The sequence below is a fragment of the Pseudomonas frederiksbergensis genome, from assembly GCF_003732705.1.
GTDB classification, from domain to species: domain Bacteria; phylum Pseudomonadota; class Gammaproteobacteria; order Pseudomonadales; family Pseudomonadaceae; genus Aquipseudomonas; species Aquipseudomonas frederiksbergensis_F.
Window position 1 is genome coordinate 191291 of record NZ_MOBR01000043.1, and the last position, 22948, is coordinate 214238.

The following is a 22948-nucleotide window of genomic DNA, read 5'->3' on the forward strand; positions in this document are numbered from 1 at the left end:
ACTAGCCGATAGAATTGGATTGCACTCGTCCATCCAACACAGGAATTGCCGCCCATGCTCGACCTCAATGACATCGCCATGTTTGTGCAGGTGGTGCGCAGCGGCAGCTTTGCAGAAGCGGCGCGGCGCCTGGGTTTGCCGCCCAATACCGTGAGCCGCCGCGTTCAACAGCTCGAAGCGCATCTCGGCACACGGCTGCTGCAGCGCTCCACCCGCAAACTCACGCTCACCAGTACTGGCCAAAGCTTTCATGAGCGTTGCACGGGAGCGGTCGACGGCTTGCTCGAGGCCGGACAGGAATTGATGACGGGCAGCAGCGAACCCAGTGGCCTGGTGCGCGTGGCGGCGCCGGCTGACTTTTTCGATCTTTTCCCGATGGAGTGGATTGCCGAATTCCTGGCCGCATATCCGCGAGTACGACTGGACTTCGTGCTCAGCGATGGGAAGGCCGACTTGATTGCGGAACAGATAGACGTGGCTTTTCGCGGTGGGCCCATGCGCGATTCAGGTTATGTCGGTCGTCAAATCGTCGCCGCCCTCGGCGACGGATTGGTGGCAAGCCCCGCTTACCTCGCCACGCACGGCGCACCACGCACGTTGCAGGATCTGGTGAACCATGACTGCGTGATCTCGACGCACCCCAGCGGCCATGCCACCTGGCGATTGGTCGGCCCCAATGGCGAGGAAGAAGTGCAAGTCGCCGGACGCTTCAGCGGCAATACCGCTCAGGCACTGCGCAAGGCCACTGCGGCCGGGCTCGGCATCGCGCTGCTACCGCCGGCGATGGCCACGCTCGACATTCAGGCGGGCGTACTTGTCCCGGTGCTGGCTCAATACCAACGCACCGGCTACGGACTGAGCGTGCTGTATCCGAGCCGTCGACACCTGCCGCTCGCGGTATCGGCGTTCATCGGGTTGGTGACCCGCAAGATGAATGCGGGCGATGCGCCGCAGGTGGAGCAGCCGGCGGGGCGTTGATCACCAACGCAACGGGCTGCACACATCCAATGTGGGAGCGGGCTTGCTCGCGAAGGGGCCATCACCTTCAACATCTTTATTGACTGACACTCCGCCTTCGCGAGCAAGCCCGCTCCCACAAGGGAACTGTGTTTACCCTCAGGGCCAAGGCGCTTCGGCTGCACTATCCCAACCCCCCGCGGTCGTAATCTTCACAGGGCGGCGCGTGACAGCGCCGCCGCACTTTTTGTGGAGATCCAATGAGCCAGGACGTCCTGACCACCGAAACCAATCGTCGTCAGTTGCAGCAGATCATCGCCGGTTTGTCCGACGGGGTGATTTTGCTGGAGCTTGATCAGACCATTCTCTGGGCCAATGACGCCGCGCTGGCCATGCACGGGGTCAAACGGATCGATGAGTTGGGGGCTAATGCCGAGGAGTACGCCCAGCGTTTCGCCTTGCGCTATCGCAACAATCACCCGGTGCCGGCGGGCAACTACCCGATCAACCGGATTGCCCGGGGCGAGATTTTCAGTGATGTGCTGGTGGAAGTGATGCCGGCCGACGACGAAGAACGCATGCGGGTTCACAGCGTTCGCAGCATGGAACTGGCTGACGGCGCAGGTAAGGTGGAATCCCTGGTGCTGATCATGAACGACGTCACCGAATGGGCCAGCGCCGAGCAGCGTTTCGAGAAAACCTTCAACGCCAACCCGGCCCCGGCGGTGATTTGCCGTCTCAGCGATTTGCGTTACATCAAGGTCAACCAGGGCTTCCTGGAAATGACCGGTTACAGCCGTGACCAGGTGATCGGCATGTCGACCTATGAGCTGGACATTCTGGACGGCGCGGAAAAGAAAGACCTGGCGATCGAGCGCCTGCGCCAGCACGCGACGATTCCGCAGATGCAGGCCGAGTTGAAACTGCCTGAGGGCGGCAGCAAGCAGGTGATCGTGGCCGGGCAACCCCTGGAACTCAACGAGGAAGATTGCATGTTGTTTTCCTTCGTCGATATGGAGCCGCGCCACAAGGTCGAAGTCGCCCTGCGCCAGAGCGAGGAACGTTTCGCCAAGGCCTTTCGCCTGACGCCGGTGCCGACGCTGGTGTGCAGCGCCGAGAATCAACTGGTGATCGACGTCAACGAAGCCTTCCTCGATACCTTGGCCTATCCCAGCGAAGAAGTGCTCGGCAAGACCGTGGCCGAGGTCGACTTTATCGATGACAAGGGTGCGCGTGCACGGCTGTTTGCCGCGCTGGAGAAGGCCGGCAGTCTGGACCGTGTCGATGTGCGAGTACGCAAGAAGGGCGCCGAGCTGATTGAGTGCACCGTGTCGGCCGACACCGTGAACATTCAGGACAGCCCCTGCTATCTGCTGGTGTTCATGGACATCACTGAGCGCAAACGCACCGAGCTGGAATTGGTGTCGGCGATTGAAGAAGTGATGAAGGACGCTTCCTGGTTCAGTCGCACCCTGATCGAAAAACTCGCCAATGTGAAAAGCGTCAATTCGCCGAAGCTGCCCAGCGTGTCGTTCACCGACCTCACGGCCCGGGAGCGCGATGTGCTTGGCCTTATCTGCGAAGGCCTGGCCGACAAGGAAATCGCCGCGCGCCTGAAGCTGGCGCCGAACACCGTGCGCAATCACGTCTCCACGGTGTATTCGAAGCTGGATGTGCACAGCCGCAGCGAGGCTATTGTGTGGGCGCGGGAACGCGGTTTGTTCTCCAGCGAGTGGCGACCAAAGGGGCAGCGATAAGGTGCAAATGCACTAGTGGTGACGGTGCAAATGTATGTTTTGGGCGGGGGTGACAGTTCTTAGTCTGTGAGGGTGCGGTAGGCGACTTCGGAGCGCTATCGCGTCCCCTTCGAAACAGCTAAAGGAACAGCCACATGGGTATCGAACAGTTCGCCAGTGAATTCGATTTTGCAGCGTTGGTCGGGTGAATCGGAATGATCTATCTGACGCAATTGCGTACTCAACTGGAGAAGAGTTTTTCGCCGCTGGCCTGTGATTGCACGCTGACGGGCGACAACTCCTTGACCGTGAAGCTTTATCACCCGGTATCGGGGCAGGTGGATCTGGTGGTCAGCGGATTGAGTATCGCGAACCTCAGAAGCCCGGAAGCGGTGGTGGCGTTGATCGAAGAGCTGCGGTATGAGCTTGAAAGCAATGGCCTGCATCGCCCCGAAACCTCATAAGCCACATCCTTCCCTGTGGGAGCGAGCCTGCTCGCGAAGAGGCCTTACCATTCAACATCACTGTTGACTGGTACACCGCCTTCGCGAGCAGGCTCGCTCCCACATTAGATTTGTGTCAGCCCCATCATTTGTGATCGATACAAACCTCCGTTTCAAGGTGTTTACTGGCATTGGCCGGCGGCTAGGCTATAAGAAATGCGTGGTACTTATTTTTCTGTGACCGGTCCGCGGCTGCGCGGTGTTATTTCGTGTCGCGGAAATACGTCGATTCGCCACCGCAGGTCAGCCTATGAACAGTCTTGGGAAACGCCGTTTTACGCCACTGTCGCTCGCATTCTGCGCCGTGATTTTAAGTGGTTGTGCCAGCCCGCCGCCTCCGCCCCCCATTACGCCGCCGCCACCACCGCCTGAACGTACCTGTGAAACCCTGGATAAAACCGATGTGAGGGGCGATGCGCGCATGGACGAGCAGGTGACTCGGGTTACCACAACCACACGCTGCGTGACTCAATAATCAAGTGGACACCCAATAACCTGTGGCGAGGGAGCTTGCTCCCGCTCGGCTGCGAAGCAGTCGTCAATCCAGGCGACTCGGTTGATCTGAATGATTGCCGGGGCCGCTTCGCGACCCAGCGGGAGCAAGCTCCCTCGCCACGGGTTTCGTGCCAGCCTTAAGCGCCCTCGCCACAGGTTCATTACCAGCCTTAACTGACAGGTATTCTCATACCTCCTCGATTCTGACCCAGCGCGATTCGTTGGCGGCCATCCGTATCGCCGTCGCCAGCCGTTCGACTTCCCACGCTTGCTCGAAATCCGTCCCGCCCTGGCTGAGCCCGGCCAAGGCCATTACCAGATCATGCACCTCCAGCGTCTTGAGTTCGTTGTAACCCAGCTGATGCCCCGGCGCCGGGCTGAACGCCGCATAACCCGGCAAGTTCGGCCCCGCCAGCAAGCGCTGGAAGCCTTCCTGTCCGGCACGAAACAGGCGCAATTCATTCAAGCGTTCCTGATCGAAGGTCAGGGTGCCTTTGGTGCCGCTGATCTCGAAACTCAGGTGATTCTTGTAACCGTGCTTGAGCCAACTGCTGCTGAACGTGCCTCGGGCGCCGTTGGCGAACCGCAGCAGGGCATGGACCTGATCGTCCACCGCGATGGTGCGCTGTTCCTGGCTGCCGGCCGTGGCCGGGCGCTGCGGGTGCACGGTCTGAGTGTCGGCGCACACCGCTTCGACATCCCCCACCAGATAACGGGCCATCGCCAATAAGTGACTGCCCAGGTCCGCCAGCGCACCACCGGCATGCTCGGCGTCGCAACGCCAGGACCAGGGCGAGGCGGGGTCGGCCATGAAATCTTCGCTGAACTCACCCTGGAAACTGATCAGGTCGCCCAGTTCGCCGTTCTGAATCAGTTCCCGCGCCAGGCCAATCATCGGATTGTGCTGATAGTTGTAACCGACCCGCGTCACCACGCCCGCGGCTTTGGCCGCCAGGCGCATGGCGCTGGCCTGCTCGAGGCTCACCGCCAACGGCTTTTCGCAATACACCGGTTTACCGGCGGCGAGAGCGGCCATGGCCATGGGGTAGTGCAGGTGGTTGGGGGTGGTGATGGCGATCAGGTTGACCTTCGGGTCATCGATCAGTTGTTGCCAGTCACTGTGGGCGCTGTCGAACCCCCAGGCCTCGGCACACTGCCGGGCGCGCTGCGGATCAGCATCGGCCAGGGCGGCGAGTTTGAGCTTAAAGGGCAGCTCGAAGACCGCGCTGACATTGCGAAACGCCAAGGCGTGGGCACGGCCCATGAAACCTGTGCCGATGAGTCCGATACCGAGTTCGCGCATAGCCGGGGTCCTTTTGGATTGTTGTTTTCAGGAGGGCTATTTATGGAATAAATATTCGATATTTGCAAATGCTGGAATTAAATTTCTTTAGTCCGATCGTTCCCACGCTCCGCGTGGGAATGCAGCCCGGGACGCTCCGCGTCCCATCCAGAGCCGAACGCGGAGCGTCCGAAGAGGCATTCCCACGCAGAGCGTGGGAACGATCAGTGATGACGGTGGAAATGGAAAAAGGCAGCTCTAGGGCTGCCTTCTGTTTGTCCGGAAAATCAAATCAGGACAGGAAACCCCCATCCACATTCAACGAAACCCCAGTCGTATAGCTGGAAGCATCACTCGCCAGATACAGCACCGCACCCGCCATCTCACTTGGATCCGCCACGCGCTTCAACGGAATCTGCTGCAACGCAGTCTTCAGAATCGCATCGTTCTTCACCAGCGCCGAAGCAAACTTGGTGTCGGTGAGGCCCGGGAGCAGGGCGTTGCAGCGGATGCCGAACTGCGCGCATTCCTTGGCGAAGACCTTGGTCATGTTGATCACCGCAGCCTTGGTCACCGAGTAGATGCCCTGGAAGATCCCCGGCGAGATGCCATTGATCGACGCCACGTTGATGATGCTGCCGCCGCCGTTGTCGCGCATCAGCTTGCCGGCTTCCACGGACATGAAGAAGTAGCCACGGATATTCACGTCGACGGTTTTCTGGAAGGCGCTGAGGTCGGTGTCCAGCACGTTGCAGAACTGCGGGTTGGTCGCGGCGTTGTTGACCAGGATGTCCAGGCGCCCGAATTGTTCGCGGATGGCGGCGAAGACTTGGGTGATCTGTTCCATTTCGCCGATGTGGCAGGCGATGGCAGTGGCTTTGCCGCCGGCGGCGATGATCGCGTCGGCCACGTGTTGGCAGCCGTCGAGTTTGCGGCTCGAAACGATCACATGGGCGCCTTGTTGGGCCAGCAGTTTGGCGATGGCTTCACCGATGCCACGGCTGGCGCCGGACACGAAAGCGATCTTGCCGTCGAGGTCGAACAACTGAGTCTTGGACATGATGTTTCCTTGTTATGGAGCCGAATCAGAGGCTGGATTTCTGGATGACCTGCAAGCTCATCTGCTCCAGCAGCTTGTTCATGTGAATGAACTGCGCGAAGCGTTTGTCCTGGGTCTGACCATGGAAGAAGCGGTAGTAGATCTGCTGCACGATGCCGGCCAGGCGAAACAGGCCGTAGGTGTAGTAGAAGTCGAAATTGTCGATCTGGATGCCGGAGCGCTCGGCGTAGTAATCGACGAATTCGCGGCGGGTCAGCATGCCCGGTGCGTGGCTCGGCTGGCGGCGCATCAACTGCACCGGCGCCGGGTCACTGGCTTCGATCCAGTAGGCGAGGGTGTTGCCCAGGTCCATCAGCGGATCGCCGAGGGTGGTCAGTTCCCAGTCGAGCACGCCGATGATCTGCATCGGGTTGTTCGGGTCGAGGATCACGTTGTCGAAACGGTAGTCGTTGTGGACGATGCTCGACGTCGGGTGGTCGGCCGGCATCTTGTCGTTGAGCCAGGCCTTGACCACGTCCCACTGCGGCGCGTCTGGGGTCAGGGCTTTCTCGTAGCGTTCGCTCCAGCCTTTGATCTGCCGCGCCACGTAGCCTTCGGGTTTACCCAGATCGGCCAGGCCACAGGCCTTGTAGTCGACCCGGTGCAGCTCGACGAACTTGTCGATGAAGCTTTTACACAAGGCTTCGGTCTTGGCCGCGTCCAGGCCCAGTTCCGGCGGCAGTTCGGAGCGCAGGATGATGCCGTTGACCCGTTCCATCACATAGAACTCGGCGCCGATCACCGATTCGTCGGTGCAGTGCACGTAGGCTTTGGGGCAGTACGGGAAGCCGTCCTTGAGCTGGTTGAGAATGCGGAATTCGCGGCCCATGTCGTGGGCGGACTTGGCTTTGTGGCCGAACGGCGGGCGTCGCAGCACGAATTCCTGTTCGGGGTATTCCAGCAAGTAGGTCAGGTTCGACGCGCCGCCGGGAAACTGGCTGATCGCAGGCTCTCCGCTCAAGCCCGGAATATGGGCCTTGAGGTACGGATCGATCAGGCTGGCATCAAGTTCTTCGCCGGAGCGGATACGGGTGGACTGATCAGTAAGCGCCATGCTTATCCCTTCTGCTTATTTTGGAGGCCAGACATCATTGGCTAATCTAATGGTGAGACGGGCGTGCCACAAGCGCGGCTCGGTCTTATAGGTTAGCGTGTTGCTGGATAATCAGCGTTCCTGATGTGCGAGAACGGCTGCCGCGGGCTATGGTTCAGGGGATGCAGCGCTTCCAGGAAGGAGGTTTGAAATGGGCTGTCCGCAAGTGTGTGCCACCGCAACCCTGCAATGCAGCTTCGGCGCGGCGCCCGCCGTGCTCAATGTGTTGCCCGTGAACCGAACCCTGACCGGCGGGATGCCGGCGGCCAACATCATGGATCACATCCCGTTGGTCAACGTCATGCCCTTTGGCGTGTGCATGAGCATGGCCAACCCGATGGTCGCGGCCGCCACCGCTGCGGCGCTCGGCGTATTGACCCCGATGCCGTGCATCCCGGCCACCGCCTCACCGTGGCTCCCCGGTGCGCCAACGGTATTGCTGGGCAACATGCCGGCGCTGGATGCCAACAGCATCCTGATGTGCAACTGGGCGGGGGTGATCAAAATCGCCATGCCGGGGCAGATGCAGATGTTGATTCCCTGAAGATTGATGGTGCGCCGACTGGCCTCATCGCGGGCAAGCCTTGCTCCTACGGGTTATGTGTTCGCCACAAATTTTGTGAACGACACATAACCCGTAGGAGCAAGGCTTGCCCGCGATGAGGCCCTGATATCCAACACAAAACCTCAAACCTGCGCCGGATCCGTCCACCGCCGAACCCACCAACGCACCCGGGAAATCGGTTTGCCCTCGGCATCCAGCGGTCGTCCATCGCTGGCAAAACCCTGTTCCGGTTCGACCAATTGCCCATTGAGATAACGCGCATCCACCGCCGGTTTGCCGTTGGGGTGAAAGCGCTGGTAACGCCCCTCACGCACACCATCGCGGTAAAACTCGGCCTCGGCCAGTTGCCCGTCGGGGAAGTAATTACTCGCCTCACCATGCAGCAAGCCCCGGCGATAGCTGGCCTTGCGCTGCAACCAACCTTCAGGCGCATAGAAACTGGCAATGCCTTGCAATTTGTCCCGCACAAAGGGCAAATGCGCCGAGACCTTGCCGTTGGGGTGGTACAACAAACTCGTGCCTTGCAATTCACCCTGGCTGTAATTCAGATCCGCCTGGGGCCGTCCCGCTTCCTTGATATGCAGCGGGCCTTCCAGTCGGTCATCGATCAGGCGACCGTCCATGTGACTGTCACCGCGGTCCAGGTCCACTTTGCTGGATGACATCGTCGTAAACCTCCTCAGTTGACCTTCACCAAACCACCCTTGATGGTCAGCATGCCGCCGCCGTCCACGGTCTGCTCGGCGCCGCCCTTGTTCATCAGGCTGACCCCGGCGTCATTGGTCAGGGTGGTGCCGGCCTTGTTGGTCAGTTCAGTTCCGGCGGTATTGCTCAAGGCGGTTCCCGCCTTTTGGCTGACCGACGTGCTGGCCTCGGCGGCCAGGTCGGCACCGCTCTTGATCGAGAAACTGCCGCCGCTTTGCAGGGTCAGGGTGCCGCTCACCTTGATCGTCAGGTTGCCGTCCACCGTCAGGCTGTAATTGCCGGTGACCTTATGCTCGAAGTTGCCGCCGGTGCTGTGGGTCTGGTCGGCGCCGACCTTAACCGTGCGGCTGTCCTTCACATCGAGGGTGTCGCTGCCGGTCTGGATCGTCACGCTGCGTTTGCCTTTCTCCAACGTCACCGTCTCGTCGCCTTCCTTCACCGTGCGCGTGCGCGCGTTTTGCACGGTCAGGGTTTCGTCGTGGCCGACCGTGGCGGTGGTGTCGTTGAGTACGTTGATCTTGAAATCCTTCTGCGCCTGCAAAAACACCTCTTCGGCGTCCTTCTTGTCCTCGAAGCGCAACTCGTTGAACCCACCACCGCCCTTGGACGACTGGGTCTTGATCCCGGACTGGGTCTGATTCGCCGGCAGCGCATAGGGCAGGGCGTTGTCGCCGTTGTAGACGCAACCGGTGACCAGCGGCCGATCGGGGTCGCCATCGATAAAGGTCACGATCACTTCCTGGCCGATGCGCGGGATGAACTGCATACCGAAACCTTTGCCGCTCCAGGGCAACACCACCCGCACCCAACAGGAACTGGTTTCATCGTTCTTGCCGTCGCGGTCCCACGGAAACTGCAACTTGATCCGGCCGTATTCGTCGGTCCAGATCTCTTCGCCGGACTTGCCGACGACGATCGCGGTTTGCGTATGCATCCGTGGTTTGGGCGTGGTTCGCGCCGGGCGAAACGGCGTGGCTTTGGGGATGGCTTCGAAGCGATTGCGATAATCCTCGTGACTGGCTTCGTGAGTCACCGCCGTCACCACCCAATCGATGTTCAACGTCGCGTCGTCATGCCCGGCAAGGGTGAACCAGTGCCCCGGCACCAGCCAACGGCAGTCGCTTTCACCGACAAAACGCTTCTCCTGACTGCGCAACCCGTCGACCCGCTGCTTGGTCAATGCATCACCCCGTGCCTTGGCGTTGTAGCCGCCGGGATGTTCATACATCGAACGCGGCCCGGCCACCGCTTCGGCCTGGCCGTAGAGTGACGTGGTCGGCGTGGTGAACTCGTAATCCGTCGCGCGATACACCCCGGCGACCGCTTGCATGCACACCTGGCCGGAACGGATGCCATGCAGTTCGCGCTCACCCAACTGCTGGCCGAGATAGTTGACGGTCGGCCCATTGGGAATCTGCGCAAATGCATCGTTACTGTCACCCAGCACCAACGTGTGTTTGCCGGCCTCGTGGGTAAAAAACCAGAAAATTCCTTCCTCTTCCAGCAACCGCGAGACGAAGGCGAAATCGGTTTCGCCGTACTGCACGCAATACTCACGCGGGGTGTAACTGCCGCTGAGCTTAAGCGTGAAATCGGTGAAACCGTGGGCCTTGAAAATCGTGGTGACAATGTCCGACGTGGCGAGGTTCTGGAACACCCGATTGTTACTGGCCAGGGTCAGCCACCAGAGCCACGGCCTCAGAACAAGCTGATAGCGCTCGGCGGTGGCGTCAGCGGGGAGTTGGCGGATTTCAGCGACCAGTGCGTCGAAAGGACGGAGCAGGGCGTCGTTGTGCAGCGTGGTGGTGACGTGGGTGGCGACAGCGGTGGTCAGGGTGAGGGAAGTGCCGTCGTTGAGGCCGTTGAGGGTTTGTGAACCGAGTGAGTTGAGCGATTCCTCGCCGGACAATGATTCAGGGTAAAGCGCCGACAGCGAAGTGGCGGTGAGGGAAAGGCTGGTGTTGCTGTCGGTGGTGCGTGGCATCGGATGACCTCAAAAAGGGGACAGATTTATTTGTTTATGTGCGCGGCAAAATAAATCTGTCCCCCTTTAAACAAGGAGGGTGGCTTACCACTTGAACGTGCCGCCTTTGGCGTGTATTGCAGCCTGGTTGTCACTGACCCAGGAATCCATTTCGCGGTCTTGCCCATAATCGTAGCTATACATCAATACCGAGTTTCCGACATAGGGCGCGAGTTGCGGTCCACACAGTTGACAGGGGCTTAGTTCTATATAGACACGAGTAACGAAGTTACCGTAATCACCGTCAGGAAGCGCGACGCTATTGATCGCCTGGACCAAGGCGCTGATTTCTGCATGTCCGCGTAAGGTCGTGACGACTTTCTTGGTCGTGGTGGTGTAGTTTCCGAGGAGGTCCAGCTTCAATGCACTGTCGCCGAATTTGTACATCAGTACGCCCCGTGAGGCATCGAAATGTTCAATCAGTGCAAAACAGGTTCCGTGCGACGCTCCCGAACCGGACAAGGCGCGACGGGTTGAAGAGGACTCATGGCAAATACTGGCCAAGTCTGGAACGGTGCCGCCGTTAGTAGCTTGGTTGGCCGCCAGCCAAGTGGCGTATAGAGGGTTTGCTCCTGTCATCGCCACGTTACCGCCTGAGTAACGACCGACCTTATGTACTTCCGTCATATCTATCTCCTGTTAAAAATGCTCGCCGGGTTACGCCCTCTGTGTCTATCGCCTGTGTTTGAATATTCTCCTGTCAAGAAGGGAGTGGTGATGCTTTCAATTGCTTTTAAATGCGTACTAGCCACTGTGCCCGAAATGGATGTCGCCATAATTAGTGTCTTCATACAATAGGATGCCGGCGGCAGCGGTGTGTTGATGCCCCCTTTTTCTGGCGGCCAATTCAACTAAAACCTGCTGTTTTATTTCGTCAGATATCATTTTCAATGACCTCACGTACTTAATTGTTTTTTTCACCATTACGTTAAAGGGTGTTACGGCTATTTCGGATCCTTTTCTTCTCTTTTACCTTCTTCGGGTGGTATGACTGAAAGCGTTGCAGTGCCGGGGACAATCGCTGTGGTGGTGGAAGAGCTGGATGAACTGGATGAACTATCGTCCGGTTGAAAGGTTGATAACGGCTGCCACGCCTGGCTGTCCAACCACTCACTTCCAAGCCTGCTGTTCACCACATCACTCTCAAGAAGCCCGCATACAAAGCTAATGTCTGCGGTGAGTATCGTAAGTCTCGAAATTAATGCATTGCCTTGACCTGGGTCGTCGCCGATTTTAGTGCCAAAGAGTTCCCTGAGGATCCGTAGAGTGGCAACTTGAGTAATATTGCCCCTGCCCGTTTTTTTTGCGTAGGTTCCATAATTTATCTTGTAGTGTTTTTCACTGAACAGATAAATATGTTCGCGTGTAACCATTTCTTCAGCTTGATAGTGGCTGGCTTGATAAAAGCGTGCAAACTTGAGAATGAAGTGGTTTGTGTCCGTTGCTATAAAATTGTCGATGTCCGATTGCCATGTGGCTTTAAAATCGGCTAATTTTTTGGCTGGCTTTTTACTGCTACTGCTACTGCTACTGCTACTGCTACTACTGCTGGATGTGTCTACGGTTATTGGCTTTGTGCCCAGATAGGCAAAATAGTTCGTGTGAGCCTCTCTTTCAAGTGAGGCTAACTTTGCTTTGTCTACGTTGTTGACGTTGGCTCCACTTCCGGTTACTTCTCCAGTGAATGCCATGGTCGGTAGGGGGATTTCGTTTCCAGGGAGCGCAGTAATCCGGGAAAAAGTGATGTCGTGTTGGTACAAATAGAAGAAAAAGCTCGAGCAGCATTCTTCTAAGACTCTGTTGCCAGCCTCTCTTTTGTCCTGCTCGGTCGCCCCAGGGATTGTGCCGGTTGGTCTTCGGGATAGGGGGGCAAACCCGTGTTCTTTTATCGAGGCGAGATTACCCTTGTTGGTGACGTGATAGAGATATTCCATGACCGATCCCGTTGAAGTAAGTTAATCAACACTCGTTGGTCGGCGTCGTATGTCCATGCTCAGTAAGCTCACTCAAGCACCCACTCCGCCAACTTCCCTGTCACCTGCGTCATCAATACATTCTCAACATCCCGTGCGCCGGCCGCGCTGCACTTGGCCAACACCGCCTGCACAATCCCTGCATCAAATTCAAACTGCTTGCCAGTCGCCGCCTTATACCGGCCACGCAACTTCTCAAGCTTGGCCAACACAATCCCTTCCAGCGTCGCCTCATCCAGCGGCCGATACGCGACCACTGTCATCCGCGCCAAAAACGCCGGTCTGAACGCTTGCAGCAGCACTTTATGCAACGCCTCGTTAAAGGCATCGGTGCCGAGTTGTGCGACAGGCGTATCCAGCAGCAACTCCGCCCCGACATTGCTGGTGGCCAACATCACGGTGTTCTTGAAATCCACCACCAACCCGGTCCCGTCCTCCATCACGCCTTTATCGAACACGTTGTAAAACGCCTCCAGTACATCCGGGTGGGCCTTTTCGATTTCATCCAGCAACACCACCGAATACGGCTTTCGCCGCACGGCTTCGGTGAGCACGCCGCCACTGCCATAACCGACATAACCGGGCGGGGCGCCTTTGAGTTGGCTGACGGTGTGGGCTTCCTGGTATTCGGAGAGGTTGATGCTGATCAGGTTGCGTTCGCCGCCGTACAGGGCGTCGGCCAAGGCGTAAGCGGTTTCGGTTTTGCCCACGCCGGTGGGGCCGACCAGCAGGAACACGCCGACCGGTTTTTGCGGGTCGGTGAGGCCGGCGCGATACGCCTGCAAACGCTGGGCGATGGTGCCGAGGGCGATGCTTTGACCCATGACCCGTTGGCCCATGCGTTGGCCGAGGGTGCGCACGGCGTGGGCTTCGTCGGCGAGCATTTTGCCGACCGGGATGCCGGTCCAGCCGGCGATCACGGCGGCGACGGTTTTGGTGTCGACCTGTTCCGGCACCAGTGGATCGTCCTGGCGAATCGCATCCAGTCCCGCTTCCAGGCGCACCAGTTCGGCGGCCAGGTGATCGATGCGGCTGTCGGTGCCTTCGTCCGGTTTATCGCTGTCGGCGCGTTCGCTCAAGGCGAGCAGTTCGCGGCGGGTTTCCAGCAGTTCACGCACGGCAACCCGTTCTTCGTTCCAGCGTACTTCCAGTTCGCGGATGGCCTGCACATTGCTGACGGATTCGCTTTCCAGCAGGGTGATGCGCTCACGGTGATCGAGCCCGGTGGCCTGTTCCCGGCGCAGGCGTTCGACTTCATCCTTGAGGCTGTTCTGACGGTGCCGCAGGCTTTCCAGCGGCGGCGGCACATCGTGCTGACCGAGGGCGACCCGGGCGCACGCGGTGTCGAGCACGCTGATGGCTTTGTCCGGCAACTGACGTCCGGAGATGTAGCGATGGGACAGCTTCACGGCTTCGTGAATCGCGGCGTCCAGCACCTGCACACCGTGATGCTGTTCCAGTTTCGCCGCGACACCACGAAGCATTTCCACGGCGGTGATTTCATCCGGTTCCTCGACTTGCACCAGTTGAAAACGCCTCGCCAATGCCGGGTCTTTCTCGAAATATTTTTTGTACTCCAGCCAGGTGGTGGCGGCCAAGGTGCGCAACTCGCCTCGGGCCAGGGCCGGTTTCAGCAGGTTGGCGGCATCGCTGCCACCTTCCGCACCACCGGCGCCGATCAGGGTGTGGGCTTCGTCGATGAACAAGATGATCGGTTTTTCCGCGTTGCGTACCGCGTCGATCACGCCTTTGAGGCGCTGCTCGAACTCGCCTTTGACCCCGGCGCCAGCCTGCAACAGTCCGAGATCGAGCACCCGCAAACTGACTTCCTGCAACGACGGTGGCACATCCCCGGCGGCGATGCGCAGGGCCAGGCCTTCGACCACGGCGGTTTTGCCCACGCCCGGCGCGCCCACCAGGATCGGGTTGTTCTGCCGGCGGCGCAGCAGGATGTCGATGCACTGACGGATTTCGCCGTCGCGCCCGACGATGGGATCGATGCGCCCGGCGTGGGCGTCGGCGGTCAGATCCTGGGTGTACTGGTCTAGCACTGAATCCTGTTTTGGCGCGGCATGACCGGCCACGACAGGACGCGCTCCGCCGACGTGCTCGCGAGAGCTTTCAGTCCATTCCAGCAAGTTGCTGCGTAGCGCTTCCCGGGGAATTTTTAGCAGCGATGAAGCACTGTTGAGCAACAAGCTGCGGCGTTCATCGCGGTCAATCAGCGCCAGCAACAACAGGCCCGAACGAATGCTGTCCAGCCCCAATACGCTGGCCTGGACCACGGCGTCTTCCAGCAGTCCGGTTGTGTGGGTTGACAGCGCGGGCGTGCGGGTGCTGCCGGATTTGAACAGCTCCAGGGCCTTGTTGATTTCGGCGGTCAGCGCGTCGCGTTCGAGGCCGAAGCGCGGCAACAGATAGGCGAAGTCACCGCCCTCGATGTCCAGCAACTCCAGCAACAAATGCTCGATTTCGACGTAATGATGACCCCGTTGCAGGCAGCGTTGCGCGGCCCGTTCCAGGGCGCGGCGGTTGTCCGGGTTGAGGCGCCCGATCAGGCTGGCCAGTTCCATATTCAGGTGATCTCCAGCTGGCGAAGGCGGGTTTCGATGCGTTGCACGGCGAGGCTGGTCTGACGTTGCAAGCCGCCGTTCCAGCTCAGCAGCGGCGGTGCTTCGCGACCCAGTTTCATCGGGCCGGCACCGCGCACCAGCAACACCAGGGTGCAATCCAGATCGGGACCAAAATACAGGGCGCTAAGGCTGGCCAGTGCCGGGTAGGATTCGCCGTCCGGCAAAAATTTTGCGGCTTGGGCCGAGGACAAAGGACCGAGCGTCAGGCGATAACCTGCGTGCTCATCCCAGACCCGAGTGCCGGCCACCGCTGTGCGACCCAGTTGCAGATTGCGGCCGCCCGGGATCATGCGACTGCGACTGGCGGGCGGGATCTCGCGCCAGGCGCCTTCATAGGCGCTGAGTTCCACCGGCAGTTCGAAGTGTTCGCGCACCACAGCGGCGAAGCCGGCGAGTGAGCGGCGGCCGTCGGCGAACAACGCGCTGCACGCCAACACCGCGGAGTCGGGCATGGCCCCGCGTTCCTGCAAAGCCTTGGGCAGCAGCCCGGTCAACGCGCGCAATTGCGCCTGAACCGGCGAAGCACCGGGAACCGTGAAGCCCACGGCAATCCGGTGTTTGCGCATCACTTTGTACAACAGGCTCAGCAGGCGATGCTGGAACAGATCGAGGAATTCGGCCGGCGCATAGTCCTTGGCCCGGGCCCGTTGTTGCAGCCATTCCTGATAAGCGTAGGGCAGGGGGCCGTCCGGCCCACCGAGGCCAAACACCGGGGTGCTGAGGGTCGGTTGTTCGCCGGTTTGCTGAGTCAGGCTTTCGATTTCGCTGGCGGCGAACAGCGGCGTCAACGGTCCGCGCAGGCGAATGGCTTCGGCTTGGGGCGAGGTGCCGCTGCCCAGGGATTCGGCCTGCGGGTGTTCCCGTTCCAGCAGCAACAAGGCCTGTAAAAGCTCAAATGCTTGTGGATCACGCCGCAGTTTTTCACTCAGGTTCAGAGGGACAGCGGCATTCCAGCTTGGGGTTGCCATGTTTTCACCTCCTTGTCTGACTGGACCAACACCGTGCGCACAAAGCGGTTAGCCGTGGCATACAGGGAAAAGAATTGCGCCAGCACGGCCGAAAACAACACCGCGCTGCTGCCGACAAAATGCTGCGCATCGAGTTGTAATTGCACTTCCAACCCATTGCGCCAACCGCGCCAGGCGTCTTCGCCGACATGGCCGATCACTCGCTCACACGAAAGACTCAGCAAGCCTTCGATCTGCCGTAAAGCGCTGGCCTCGTCCCGCAGATTGTGCAGTTGCAGGATTTCCTTCAGCGCGTCCAGCGCCTGGGGTCCTTCGACCAGAGAGAGATGATTGAGGGTCAGTTGCGACACCAGCCGCCAGCGCGATTCACCGTCCAGTCGCGGCAGGCTCTGCGGGCTCGGCGGGTTGCGTAATCGCGCCGAGGCCACCGGCCCCGGCCGCTCAAACCCCAGCGGTGTTCCGGCGCTTAGGCTTTGCGCCAGGTGTCGATTGGTGCACAGCAGTTCGGCGGTGAGGCTGAATTCGACGAACTCCGAGAGCGGGTCGAGCCGGGTGTCGACCAGGCTGAGCATCAGGTCGGTGCCCAGCCGATTTGGGGTCATGCCGCTGACCCGTCGCGCATGCCAGTAGCACTGTTTTTCGCCGCCGCCGTGCTGGCTGCCGTAATAGGCCGGCACCCGTTGCACGCCTTGGCGGGTCGTGGCGCGCACCCCCCGGATGCTGTGGATCTCGACGCTGTTTTCCCGGTGGCTGTCGGCGATCAAGCGGTATTCACTGCGAGTACCGTCCGGACGCAAGGGCTCGGAGGTGCGCGGGAACAGGTTGATCACCGGCGCACAACCAAGGGCGATATCGCTGGCCTGAAGGTGCATGCGACTGGTGGGCGGACGGTCGAAGACGACGTACACAAACAGCGCTTGGCTGTCGCTGCTGGCGCCGGCCAGTGGCAGGTCGAAGAAGTTGAATTTATCCGGGAAGGCGAAGTACTCGGCGAGCAGGCGCATGCCTGGATGCACGCCGTCTTCGTCCGGCAACAACACTTCATCACTGGCAAACCCGACAATCTGCGGCAGCCCCGCCAACACTTTTGGCACGCTGCCCGCCGGCCCGGCCAGCACCTTCACGGCATGGGCGCCGAGCAGGTCATACAGGCAGGCGTTGATCACCGGGGACGCGGCCAAATGGATGCGCAGATGCTGGATGCTCAACTCCGACCACTGGCTTTCACCCAGGCAACGCAGACTCAGGCGCAACGCCGAACGGGCCTGGGGCACACCGGTCAGGGCCTGGGCTTCATCGCTGCCCAGCAGCAAGGCTTCATTGATTTCCACCGGCCACAATCGCACGGCGGCGCTGGTGCGAAAGTGGATGCTTTCGCCCTTGCTGGTGGTGACGAACAGCGGCGTGTCCCGTGGCAAGGGATAACCACCCGCGATGTTGCCTTTGCTCGGGTCCGGCTGGAATTGCACGATCGCGCAGGACGGCAGCGGACGCATGGCCAACGGGTAAAGTTGTTCCAGCAAGGCATCGCTGAATTCGGCGTAGTCGTCATCCAGGCGCCGTTGCAGGCGCGCCGCCAGCAGCGCAAAGCCTTCCAGCAAGCGTTCGACGTGCGGGTCGGGGCATTCGCCGGGGGACAGTTCCAGGCGCCGGGCAACCTTGGGATAGCGCTCGGCGAAAATGCTTCCGGCATGCCGCAGCCAGGTCAGCTCGCGTTGGTAGTAGTCGAGCAGTTGCGGGTCAATCGAGTCGCTCATGACGTACCTCAAGGCCATCGCTGGCCTTCTCGATGACAAACGCCACGGGCCAGTGCTGCTGGCCGCTGCGCAATTCGCCCAGCAGACGAATGCTCAGTTGCTGCGGCTGACCGGGGACTGGATTGACCTGAACCTCGCCCAGTTTCAGGCGCGGTTCGAAATGGGTGATGGCCTCGCGCACTTCCCGCGCCAACTGACGACGGTCATCGCTGCGCTGCTGTTGCAGGGCGGTCCAGTCAGCGATGCCGTAGTCGAGAATGCTCGGCGGGGAGGTCAGCGGGCGTTGGCCGCGTCGGGTGTTGAACAGGCGCAGCAACTCCGCTTGTACCGAGTCGAGCAAGTCCTGGCGATCGAACACTTGCACAGTGTCGGCCTCGCTTGAGGTGAGACGCTCGAACAACGGTGGGAGGATGCCGGTGCCTGCCATGGCCGACGCGCCCGCTTACTTGACGAGCTTGTTGGCGGCCATGTCCCAGGTCGAGGCGGCCGTGCCTTCCTTGGTACCGTCGTCTTTCTGGGCGGTGAGTTCCCATTTGATCTTGGTGAAGTTCAGGGAAATGGTTTCCACCGGTTTGCCACCCGTGCCGCCACTGACGCTGACGTTGGACAGCACCACGTTGGTCAGGGTGTAGATGATGAACGGCATCAACTTGCCGCTGCCTTCGGCGGCGTTACGGCCGATGGTGATCTTGGCTTCGGGGATCGGTTTGCCTGCGCAGCAGTATTCGTTGAGGGACGGCGTTGAGCTGTCGACGAATTTGGTCAGGGTAAACTCGCCGATGTGCGGCTTGCCCGAGGTCCGTTCCGAGTTGCTGACGTCGTTGGTCACCTGCATGGCCACGTTGTGGCTGTAGGACATGACTTCGATTTTGTCCTTGTAGCCCTCGAGCAGGCTGTCGCCTTTGATGTCGCCGCCGAGGTCGAGAATAATTGCATCCATCGCATGAAACTCCTGAAGGTTATCGCGCTAGATAAACGGAGAACTCCCGCCGGGTTGGCCGGCGAGAGTGAAGCAGGTCAGGCAGCTACCGGTGGCGGCAGGGTGGCGACCAGGCGGATCGACGCGGTCAGTTCTTCGAGCTGGAAGTGCGGTCGCAGGAACACCGTGGCCTTGTAGGCACCGGGCTTGCCGGCGACTTCGGTCACGTCCACCCGGGCTTCTCGCAACGGGTACTGCGCCTTGATCTCTTGCGGCGCGTTGTCGTTGATCAGCACGTAGTCGGCGATCCAGTTGTTGAGGTAGGTCTGCACGTTGTCGCGGGTCATGAAACTGCCGACCTTGTCGCGCATGATCACCTTCAGGTAATGCGCGAAGCGAGATGCGGCGAGCACGTACGGCAACATCGCCGAAATCCGCGCGTTGGCATTGGCTTCGTTGGTGTTGTAGAGCTTGGACTTGTTGGTGGTCTGGCCACCGAAGAACACCGCGACGTCGCTGTTTTTCTTGTGGCACAAAGCGATGAAGCCAAGGTCGTTGAGCTCTTTTTCCCGGCGGTCGGTGATCGCCACTTCGGTCGGGCATTTGAGCGACAGGTCGCCGGAACTGGTGCGGAAGGTATGCGCCGGCAGACCTTCGACCGCGCCGCCGCCTTCAGCGCCGCGAATCGCCGCGCACCAGCCGTACTTGGCGAAGGCTTCGGTGATGCGTTGCGACAAGGCCCACGCGGCGTTGCCCCACAGGTATTTGCTGTGATCGCTGCCGTTGACGTCTTCAATGTAGGTAATGCCTTCCACCGGCGACGTTTCCGGGCCGTACGGCAGGCGCAGCAGGAAGTGCGGCAACACCAGCGACACGTAGCGTGAATCTTCGCTTTCGCGGAAGGAGCGCCATTTGATCAGCTCCTGGCTCTCAAAGACTTTCGACAGGTCACGCGGCACCGCCAGTTCGGTGAAGCTGTTCATGTCGAACAGCCGTGGGCTGGCGGCGGCAATGAACGGCGCGTGTGCAGCGGCGGCGACGTTCGACAGTTTCTCCAGCAGACCGATGTCCTGCGGGTGCCGGCCGAAGGTGTAGTCACCCACCAGCAGACTGAACGGGTGGCCGCCGAAGGTGCCGTATTCTTCTTCGTAGATCTTTTTGAACAGCGCGCTCTGGTCGAACTCGACGGCTTTCTCCAGGTCGTTTTGCAGCTCTTTCTGGGTCACGTTGAGCAGGCGCAGTTTGAGCCGGGAACTGGTCTCGGTGTTTTGCACCAGCAGGTGCAAGCCACGCCAGGAGGCTTCGAGTTTTTGCATCTCGGGGTGGTGCAGCACTTCGTTGAGTTGCGCGCTGATCAGCTTGTCGATCTTGCTGATGCGGTCGTTGATCATCGCCACGGTGTCCTTGTCGATGGCCATGCCTTCGTCGAGTACCTGGGTGGCGAATTCCGCGAGCATGTCGCGGGCATAGTCTTGCTGGCTGTCGTCATGGGCCATGCGGCCTTCGGCGATGATCCGGTCTAGCAGGGACAGGCTTTCTGTGGTGCTTTCACTGGTTTTGGCGGCGGCTGAAGCGGGCATGGCGACTTCTCCCTAAGTGAATGATTGATCAGGCTTGCGGTTCGGCCGGTGCTTCACTGTCGCCCGCAGCGGCGGGAGCAGCGGGAGCAGCGGTGTCCGGACGCGCAGACTTGATCTCTTGCAGGCCCTCGGTGTTGGCGATGACATCGCGCAACAGCTTGTCCAGATCATCGTTGCCGTCGAGCTTGGTCAGCAGGTCGCGCAGACGCTGGCGGGCTTCGAACAAGCGCCGTAGCGGGGTGATTTGCTCGACCACTTTCACCGGATCGAAGTCGTCGATGTGCTTGAAGTTGAGCTCGATGTTGAGCTTGCTGTCATCGCCGGTAAGGGTGTTGGTGACCTGCAAGGTGGCGCGGGGAGCAATCGAGGCGAGCACTTCGTTGAAATTGTCGCGGTCGATCTCGGTGAAGCGTCGTTCTGTCAGCTTGGGAAGGGCGTTGAGGGGTTTGCCGGAAAGGTCGGCGAGAATGCCCACCACCAGCGGCAACTCTTTTTTCTCGATGGCGTTGCCGATTTCGACGTCGTAGGTGATTTGCACCCTCGGTGGGCGAACCCGGTCGAGTTTGTGCTGAGTACTTTCTGCCATGTTGGATGACTCCGATGCATGAGCGGGCGCAATGCATCGGGAGGCCCGTTCATCGCTTTCCCTTGCTGGACCGTAGGTTAGAAAGGGTGGCAGATGGACCTGTCGTTCCTTTGACAAACCTTCCTCATTCGCCGTGTGGGCCGAACTACCCAAGACGCTAGAACAGGACTATAAAAAAGCAAGGGAAAACCTTTTTAGGACTGTCATGAGAAAAGGAAAATTCATTTTGTTTGCACGTTTTTTTGCCTGCGCCGTGTTTTTGTCCCTCGCCGGATGTTCGCTTTTCGGGCCACGGGTGGACCTCGACAACCTGACCCTGGACGTCGCGCCAAGGGCTAACGACGACACCCCGATTGCCGTGGATTTCATCGCCGTCAACGACCCGGACCTGCTCAAGCAGCTGTCGGGCATCACCGCCCGCCAATGGTTCACCGAGCGTGAGCAGTACCAGCGCGACTACCGGCAGCTGATGACGGTCTGGGGCCTGGAGCTGGTGCCGGGGCAATTCATCGACAAACAACCCTTCCCGCTGGGGGGCAAGCGGGCGGCTGGACTTTTGGTCTTCGCCAGCTATAACACTCCCGGAGCACACCGGTTGCGGCTGGATGACCAGAGCAATGCCTGGCTCAAGTTCGACAGTCGTGAGATGACGCTGGTGGGCGACAGCGCGAACTGACTGCCTTGCAAAAAACGCCCCTGTGCGCGGCGACACTTAGACGTCGAAAGGAATCGTATGAGCCTGTTACCTGACGCGGTTTGCTGGCACGAGGGCATGCAGTTATTGCCCCAGCATTTTCAGTTGCAAGGGCTGCGGGCCGAGGCGCTGGTGGCGCATTTTGCCCAAGCGTGCAATCCGTGGTTCTGGGGCGTGAACCGTATCGAGGTCGACCCCGGCGCACTCAGTGCCGGGCTGGTGCGGCTGATCAATCTGCAAGCGACGATGCCCGACGGATTGCCGGTCAACCTGCTGGCGGGTGTCGGTCCGACTCTGGAACTCGATGTCGGTCCAACCATCAACGACACCGAGGACGCCACGGTCACGGTTTACCTGGCGGTCAGCCCGTTATGGCGCGCCGGTCAGCTGTTGCCGCTCAAGGGTCGGTTGCAATCGGTGGTCGGTGATGCGCTGCCGGATTTGACCAGCGGCGAGTACCCCGAATCGATCACGGTGTGGCGGCCGAACCCACGGTTGTGCACGCAGTTGAACAAGGCCGATTCCATCTGTCTGCCGCTGCTGAAAATCCGCAAGGAGGGCGGCGGTTTTATCCCGCTGCCGTACACACCACCGACGCCAATCCTGTTGCCGGAATCCGTCATTGGCCGGCGCGTCGCCGGTTTGTGCGCCAGGGCGCGCGAGAAATGCATGTTCCTTGGTGGCCGATTGCGTCAGGCCCAGCAGGCCGGTAATCAGGACGACGTGCTGGAAATTCGTCGCCAGTTGACCGCGCTTTGGGCCAGGCTGCCGGAAGTCGAAGGCGCGTTGGGCAGCCGCCAGGCCAACCCGCAAACCCTGTATGGCGGCTTGCTCGGGCTGGCCGGTGCCTGGTCGGCGCTGGACCCATTGGCCGGTGTCCCGCCGTTCGCTCCGTTGGATTTCCTTGAGCTGCAACGCGGCTATGAAGCCGTCCTCGACTGGCTGGAAAAAACCCTCGAACTGATTCGCGCCGGCTATCGCAGCCTGCCGTTTGCGCGCAGCGAGCAGAGCTTCTCGATTCAACTGCCCGACGATCAGCCGAGCCAGCGTCTGGTGATCGGTTTGCGCATGCCCAACGGTGTCGGCGAGCAGGCCGCCAGCGAATGGCTGAGCGGCGCGATCATCGCCTCGCAGCCGCACATTGCCTTGCTCAGCCGTCAGCGCATGAGCGGTTTGTCCCATCAGGCCATGAGCCGCAACGAGCAGGTGGCCTACAGCGTCGGCGACGATACGCGATTGTTTGTGGTGACGGCCGAAGGCCAATGGTTCGACGGGCAGTTGCCGTTGCTGATTGCCGCGCCGGCCTCGAAACCGGCGAGCAGTCCATGGCAAGTGGTGTTGTTCGTGGCCCAGGCCAGTGAAAGTGCTTGATCAAGGAAG

General features: G+C 60.1%; 20 protein-coding genes. 6 read left to right on the forward strand and 14 right to left on the reverse strand.

Annotated elements, in window-relative coordinates; all coding sequences use genetic code 11:
- Positions 1-54: 54 nt before the first annotated feature.
- The 3 genes from BK667_RS31050 (at position 55) to BK667_RS31065 (ending at position 3157) form a co-directional block, all read left to right on the forward strand.
- Entirely contained in the window at positions 55-978 is a 924-nt protein-coding gene (locus tag BK667_RS31050; protein ID WP_123599874.1) for a LysR family transcriptional regulator, read from the forward strand.
- A 239-nt stretch (positions 979-1217) separates the two neighbouring features.
- Positions 1218-2714: a helix-turn-helix transcriptional regulator gene (locus tag BK667_RS31060; RefSeq protein ID WP_123508648.1), complete on the forward strand. Its 1497-nt coding sequence runs from the start codon at positions 1218-1220 to the stop codon at positions 2712-2714.
- A 194-nt stretch (positions 2715-2908) separates the two neighbouring features.
- Positions 2909-3157 (forward strand): DUF1652 domain-containing protein, encoded by a 249-nt coding sequence (locus tag BK667_RS31065; RefSeq protein WP_123508647.1) that lies wholly within the window; start codon positions 2909-2911, stop codon positions 3155-3157.
- A 721-nt stretch (positions 3158-3878) separates the two neighbouring features.
- On the opposite strand, the gene BK667_RS31075 is transcribed toward BK667_RS31065, so the two are convergent.
- From BK667_RS31075 to BK667_RS31085, 3 genes are all read right to left on the reverse strand, one after another.
- Complete coding sequence (locus tag BK667_RS31075) at positions 3879-4994, reverse strand: Gfo/Idh/MocA family protein (RefSeq protein ID WP_123599876.1); 1116 nt, start codon at positions 4992-4994, stop codon at positions 3879-3881.
- Between the two features lie 271 nt (positions 4995-5265).
- Positions 5266-6033, reverse strand: a complete 768-nt coding sequence (locus BK667_RS31080) for an SDR family oxidoreductase (protein WP_054047414.1) — start codon at positions 6031-6033, stop codon at positions 5266-5268.
- 25 nt (positions 6034-6058) lie between these two features.
- A complete protein-coding gene (locus BK667_RS31085; protein WP_123508644.1) occupies positions 6059-7126 on the reverse strand; it encodes a phosphotransferase family protein in 1068 nt (355 codons plus the stop codon).
- Between the two features lie 190 nt (positions 7127-7316).
- On the opposite strand from BK667_RS31085, the gene BK667_RS31090 reads away from it, so the two are divergent.
- Positions 7317-7709: a DUF4280 domain-containing protein gene (locus BK667_RS31090; RefSeq protein ID WP_054047418.1), complete on the forward strand. Its 393-nt coding sequence runs from the start codon at positions 7317-7319 to the stop codon at positions 7707-7709.
- A gap of 143 nt (positions 7710-7852) precedes the next feature.
- On the opposite strand, the gene BK667_RS31095 is transcribed toward BK667_RS31090, so the two are convergent.
- The 11 genes from BK667_RS31095 to tssB form a co-directional block, all read right to left on the reverse strand.
- A complete protein-coding gene (locus BK667_RS31095; protein ID WP_123599877.1) occupies positions 7853-8395 on the reverse strand; it encodes a toxin-antitoxin system YwqK family antitoxin in 543 nt (180 codons plus the stop codon).
- A 14-nt stretch (positions 8396-8409) separates the two neighbouring features.
- A complete protein-coding gene (locus BK667_RS31100) occupies positions 8410-10419 on the reverse strand; it encodes a type VI secretion system Vgr family protein (protein WP_123599878.1) in 2010 nt (669 codons plus the stop codon).
- An 84-nt stretch (positions 10420-10503) separates the two neighbouring features.
- Positions 10504-11085, reverse strand: a complete 582-nt coding sequence (locus tag BK667_RS31105; protein WP_123599879.1) for a hypothetical protein — start codon at positions 11083-11085, stop codon at positions 10504-10506.
- Between the two features lie 317 nt (positions 11086-11402).
- Positions 11403-12392 (reverse strand): hypothetical protein, encoded by a 990-nt coding sequence (locus tag BK667_RS31115; RefSeq protein WP_123599881.1) that lies wholly within the window; start codon positions 12390-12392, stop codon positions 11403-11405.
- Between the two features lie 68 nt (positions 12393-12460).
- On the reverse strand, positions 12461-15004 hold the full coding sequence (gene tssH, locus BK667_RS31120) for a type VI secretion system ATPase TssH (protein ID WP_123599882.1): 2544 nt from the start codon (positions 15002-15004) through the stop codon (positions 12461-12463).
- 2 nt (positions 15005-15006) lie between these two features.
- Complete coding sequence (gene tssG / locus BK667_RS31125; protein ID WP_123599883.1) at positions 15007-16032, reverse strand: type VI secretion system baseplate subunit TssG; 1026 nt, start codon at positions 16030-16032, stop codon at positions 15007-15009.
- Positions 15996-17789: a type VI secretion system baseplate subunit TssF gene (tssF, locus tag BK667_RS31130; protein WP_123599884.1), complete on the reverse strand. Its 1794-nt coding sequence runs from the start codon at positions 17787-17789 to the stop codon at positions 15996-15998. Before tssF ends, tssG begins: the two co-directional genes overlap by 37 nt.
- Positions 17773-18216 (reverse strand): type VI secretion system baseplate subunit TssE, encoded by a 444-nt coding sequence (gene tssE, locus BK667_RS31135; protein ID WP_123599885.1) that lies wholly within the window; start codon positions 18214-18216, stop codon positions 17773-17775. Before tssE ends, tssF begins: the two co-directional genes overlap by 17 nt.
- Positions 18217-18231: 15 nt before the next feature.
- Positions 18232-18729, reverse strand: coding sequence for an Hcp family type VI secretion system effector (locus BK667_RS31140; RefSeq protein WP_018929664.1), 498 nt, complete (start codon positions 18727-18729; stop codon positions 18232-18234).
- Between the two features lie 77 nt (positions 18730-18806).
- Entirely contained in the window at positions 18807-20288 is a 1482-nt protein-coding gene (gene tssC / locus BK667_RS31145; RefSeq protein ID WP_123508632.1) for a type VI secretion system contractile sheath large subunit, read from the reverse strand.
- Between the two features lie 28 nt (positions 20289-20316).
- Positions 20317-20874 carry a type VI secretion system contractile sheath small subunit gene (gene tssB / locus BK667_RS31150; RefSeq protein WP_123599886.1) on the reverse strand — a complete coding sequence of 186 codons (558 nt, stop codon included), beginning with the start codon at positions 20872-20874 and terminating at the stop codon, positions 20317-20319.
- A 226-nt stretch (positions 20875-21100) separates the two neighbouring features.
- Here tssB and BK667_RS31155 point away from each other — a divergent pair, with 226 nt between their 5' ends.
- Both BK667_RS31155 and tssK read left to right on the forward strand, forming a co-directional pair.
- Entirely contained in the window at positions 21101-21550 is a 450-nt protein-coding gene (locus BK667_RS31155) for a type VI secretion protein (RefSeq protein ID WP_177332704.1), read from the forward strand.
- Between the two features lie 57 nt (positions 21551-21607).
- A complete protein-coding gene (gene tssK / locus BK667_RS31160; RefSeq protein WP_123508629.1) occupies positions 21608-22939 on the forward strand; it encodes a type VI secretion system baseplate subunit TssK in 1332 nt (443 codons plus the stop codon).
- The last annotated feature ends 9 nt before the right edge of the window (positions 22940-22948 follow it).

What these genes read in the sequence shown, in the direction of transcription:
- BK667_RS31050 (WP_123599874.1), top strand. Translation starts at nt 55, where the DNA reads ATGCTCGACCTCAATGACATCGCCATGTTTGTGCAGGTGGTGCGCAGC.
- BK667_RS31060 (WP_123508648.1), top strand. Translation starts at nt 1,218, where the DNA reads ATGAGCCAGGACGTCCTGACCACCGAAACCAATCGTCGTCAGTTGCAG.
- BK667_RS31065 (WP_123508647.1), top strand. Translation starts at nt 2,909, where the DNA reads ATGATCTATCTGACGCAATTGCGTACTCAACTGGAGAAGAGTTTTTCG.
- BK667_RS31075 (WP_123599876.1), bottom strand. Translation starts at nt 4,994, where the DNA reads ATGCGCGAACTCGGTATCGGACTCATCGGCACAGGTTTCATGGGCCGT.
- BK667_RS31080 (WP_054047414.1), bottom strand. Translation starts at nt 6,033, where the DNA reads ATGTCCAAGACTCAGTTGTTCGACCTCGACGGCAAGATCGCTTTCGTG.
- BK667_RS31085 (WP_123508644.1), bottom strand. Translation starts at nt 7,126, where the DNA reads ATGGCGCTTACTGATCAGTCCACCCGTATCCGCTCCGGCGAAGAACTT.
- BK667_RS31090 (WP_054047418.1), top strand. Translation starts at nt 7,317, where the DNA reads ATGGGCTGTCCGCAAGTGTGTGCCACCGCAACCCTGCAATGCAGCTTC.
- BK667_RS31095 (WP_123599877.1), bottom strand. Translation starts at nt 8,395, where the DNA reads ATGTCATCCAGCAAAGTGGACCTGGACCGCGGTGACAGTCACATGGAC.
- BK667_RS31100 (WP_123599878.1), bottom strand. Translation starts at nt 10,419, where the DNA reads ATGCCACGCACCACCGACAGCAACACCAGCCTTTCCCTCACCGCCACT.
- BK667_RS31105 (WP_123599879.1), bottom strand. Translation starts at nt 11,085, where the DNA reads ATGACGGAAGTACATAAGGTCGGTCGTTACTCAGGCGGTAACGTGGCG.
- BK667_RS31115 (WP_123599881.1), bottom strand. Translation starts at nt 12,392, where the DNA reads ATGGAATATCTCTATCACGTCACCAACAAGGGTAATCTCGCCTCGATA.
- tssH (WP_123599882.1), bottom strand. Translation starts at nt 15,004, where the DNA reads ATGGAACTGGCCAGCCTGATCGGGCGCCTCAACCCGGACAACCGCCGC.
- tssG (WP_123599883.1), bottom strand. Translation starts at nt 16,032, where the DNA reads ATGGCAACCCCAAGCTGGAATGCCGCTGTCCCTCTGAACCTGAGTGAA.
- tssF (WP_123599884.1), bottom strand. Translation starts at nt 17,789, where the DNA reads ATGAGCGACTCGATTGACCCGCAACTGCTCGACTACTACCAACGCGAG.
- tssE (WP_123599885.1), bottom strand. Translation starts at nt 18,216, where the DNA reads ATGGCAGGCACCGGCATCCTCCCACCGTTGTTCGAGCGTCTCACCTCA.
- BK667_RS31140 (WP_018929664.1), bottom strand. Translation starts at nt 18,729, where the DNA reads ATGGATGCAATTATTCTCGACCTCGGCGGCGACATCAAAGGCGACAGC.
- tssC (WP_123508632.1), bottom strand. Translation starts at nt 20,288, where the DNA reads ATGCCCGCTTCAGCCGCCGCCAAAACCAGTGAAAGCACCACAGAAAGC.
- tssB (WP_123599886.1), bottom strand. Translation starts at nt 20,874, where the DNA reads ATGGCAGAAAGTACTCAGCACAAACTCGACCGGGTTCGCCCACCGAGG.
- tssK (WP_123508629.1), top strand. Translation starts at nt 21,608, where the DNA reads ATGAGCCTGTTACCTGACGCGGTTTGCTGGCACGAGGGCATGCAGTTA.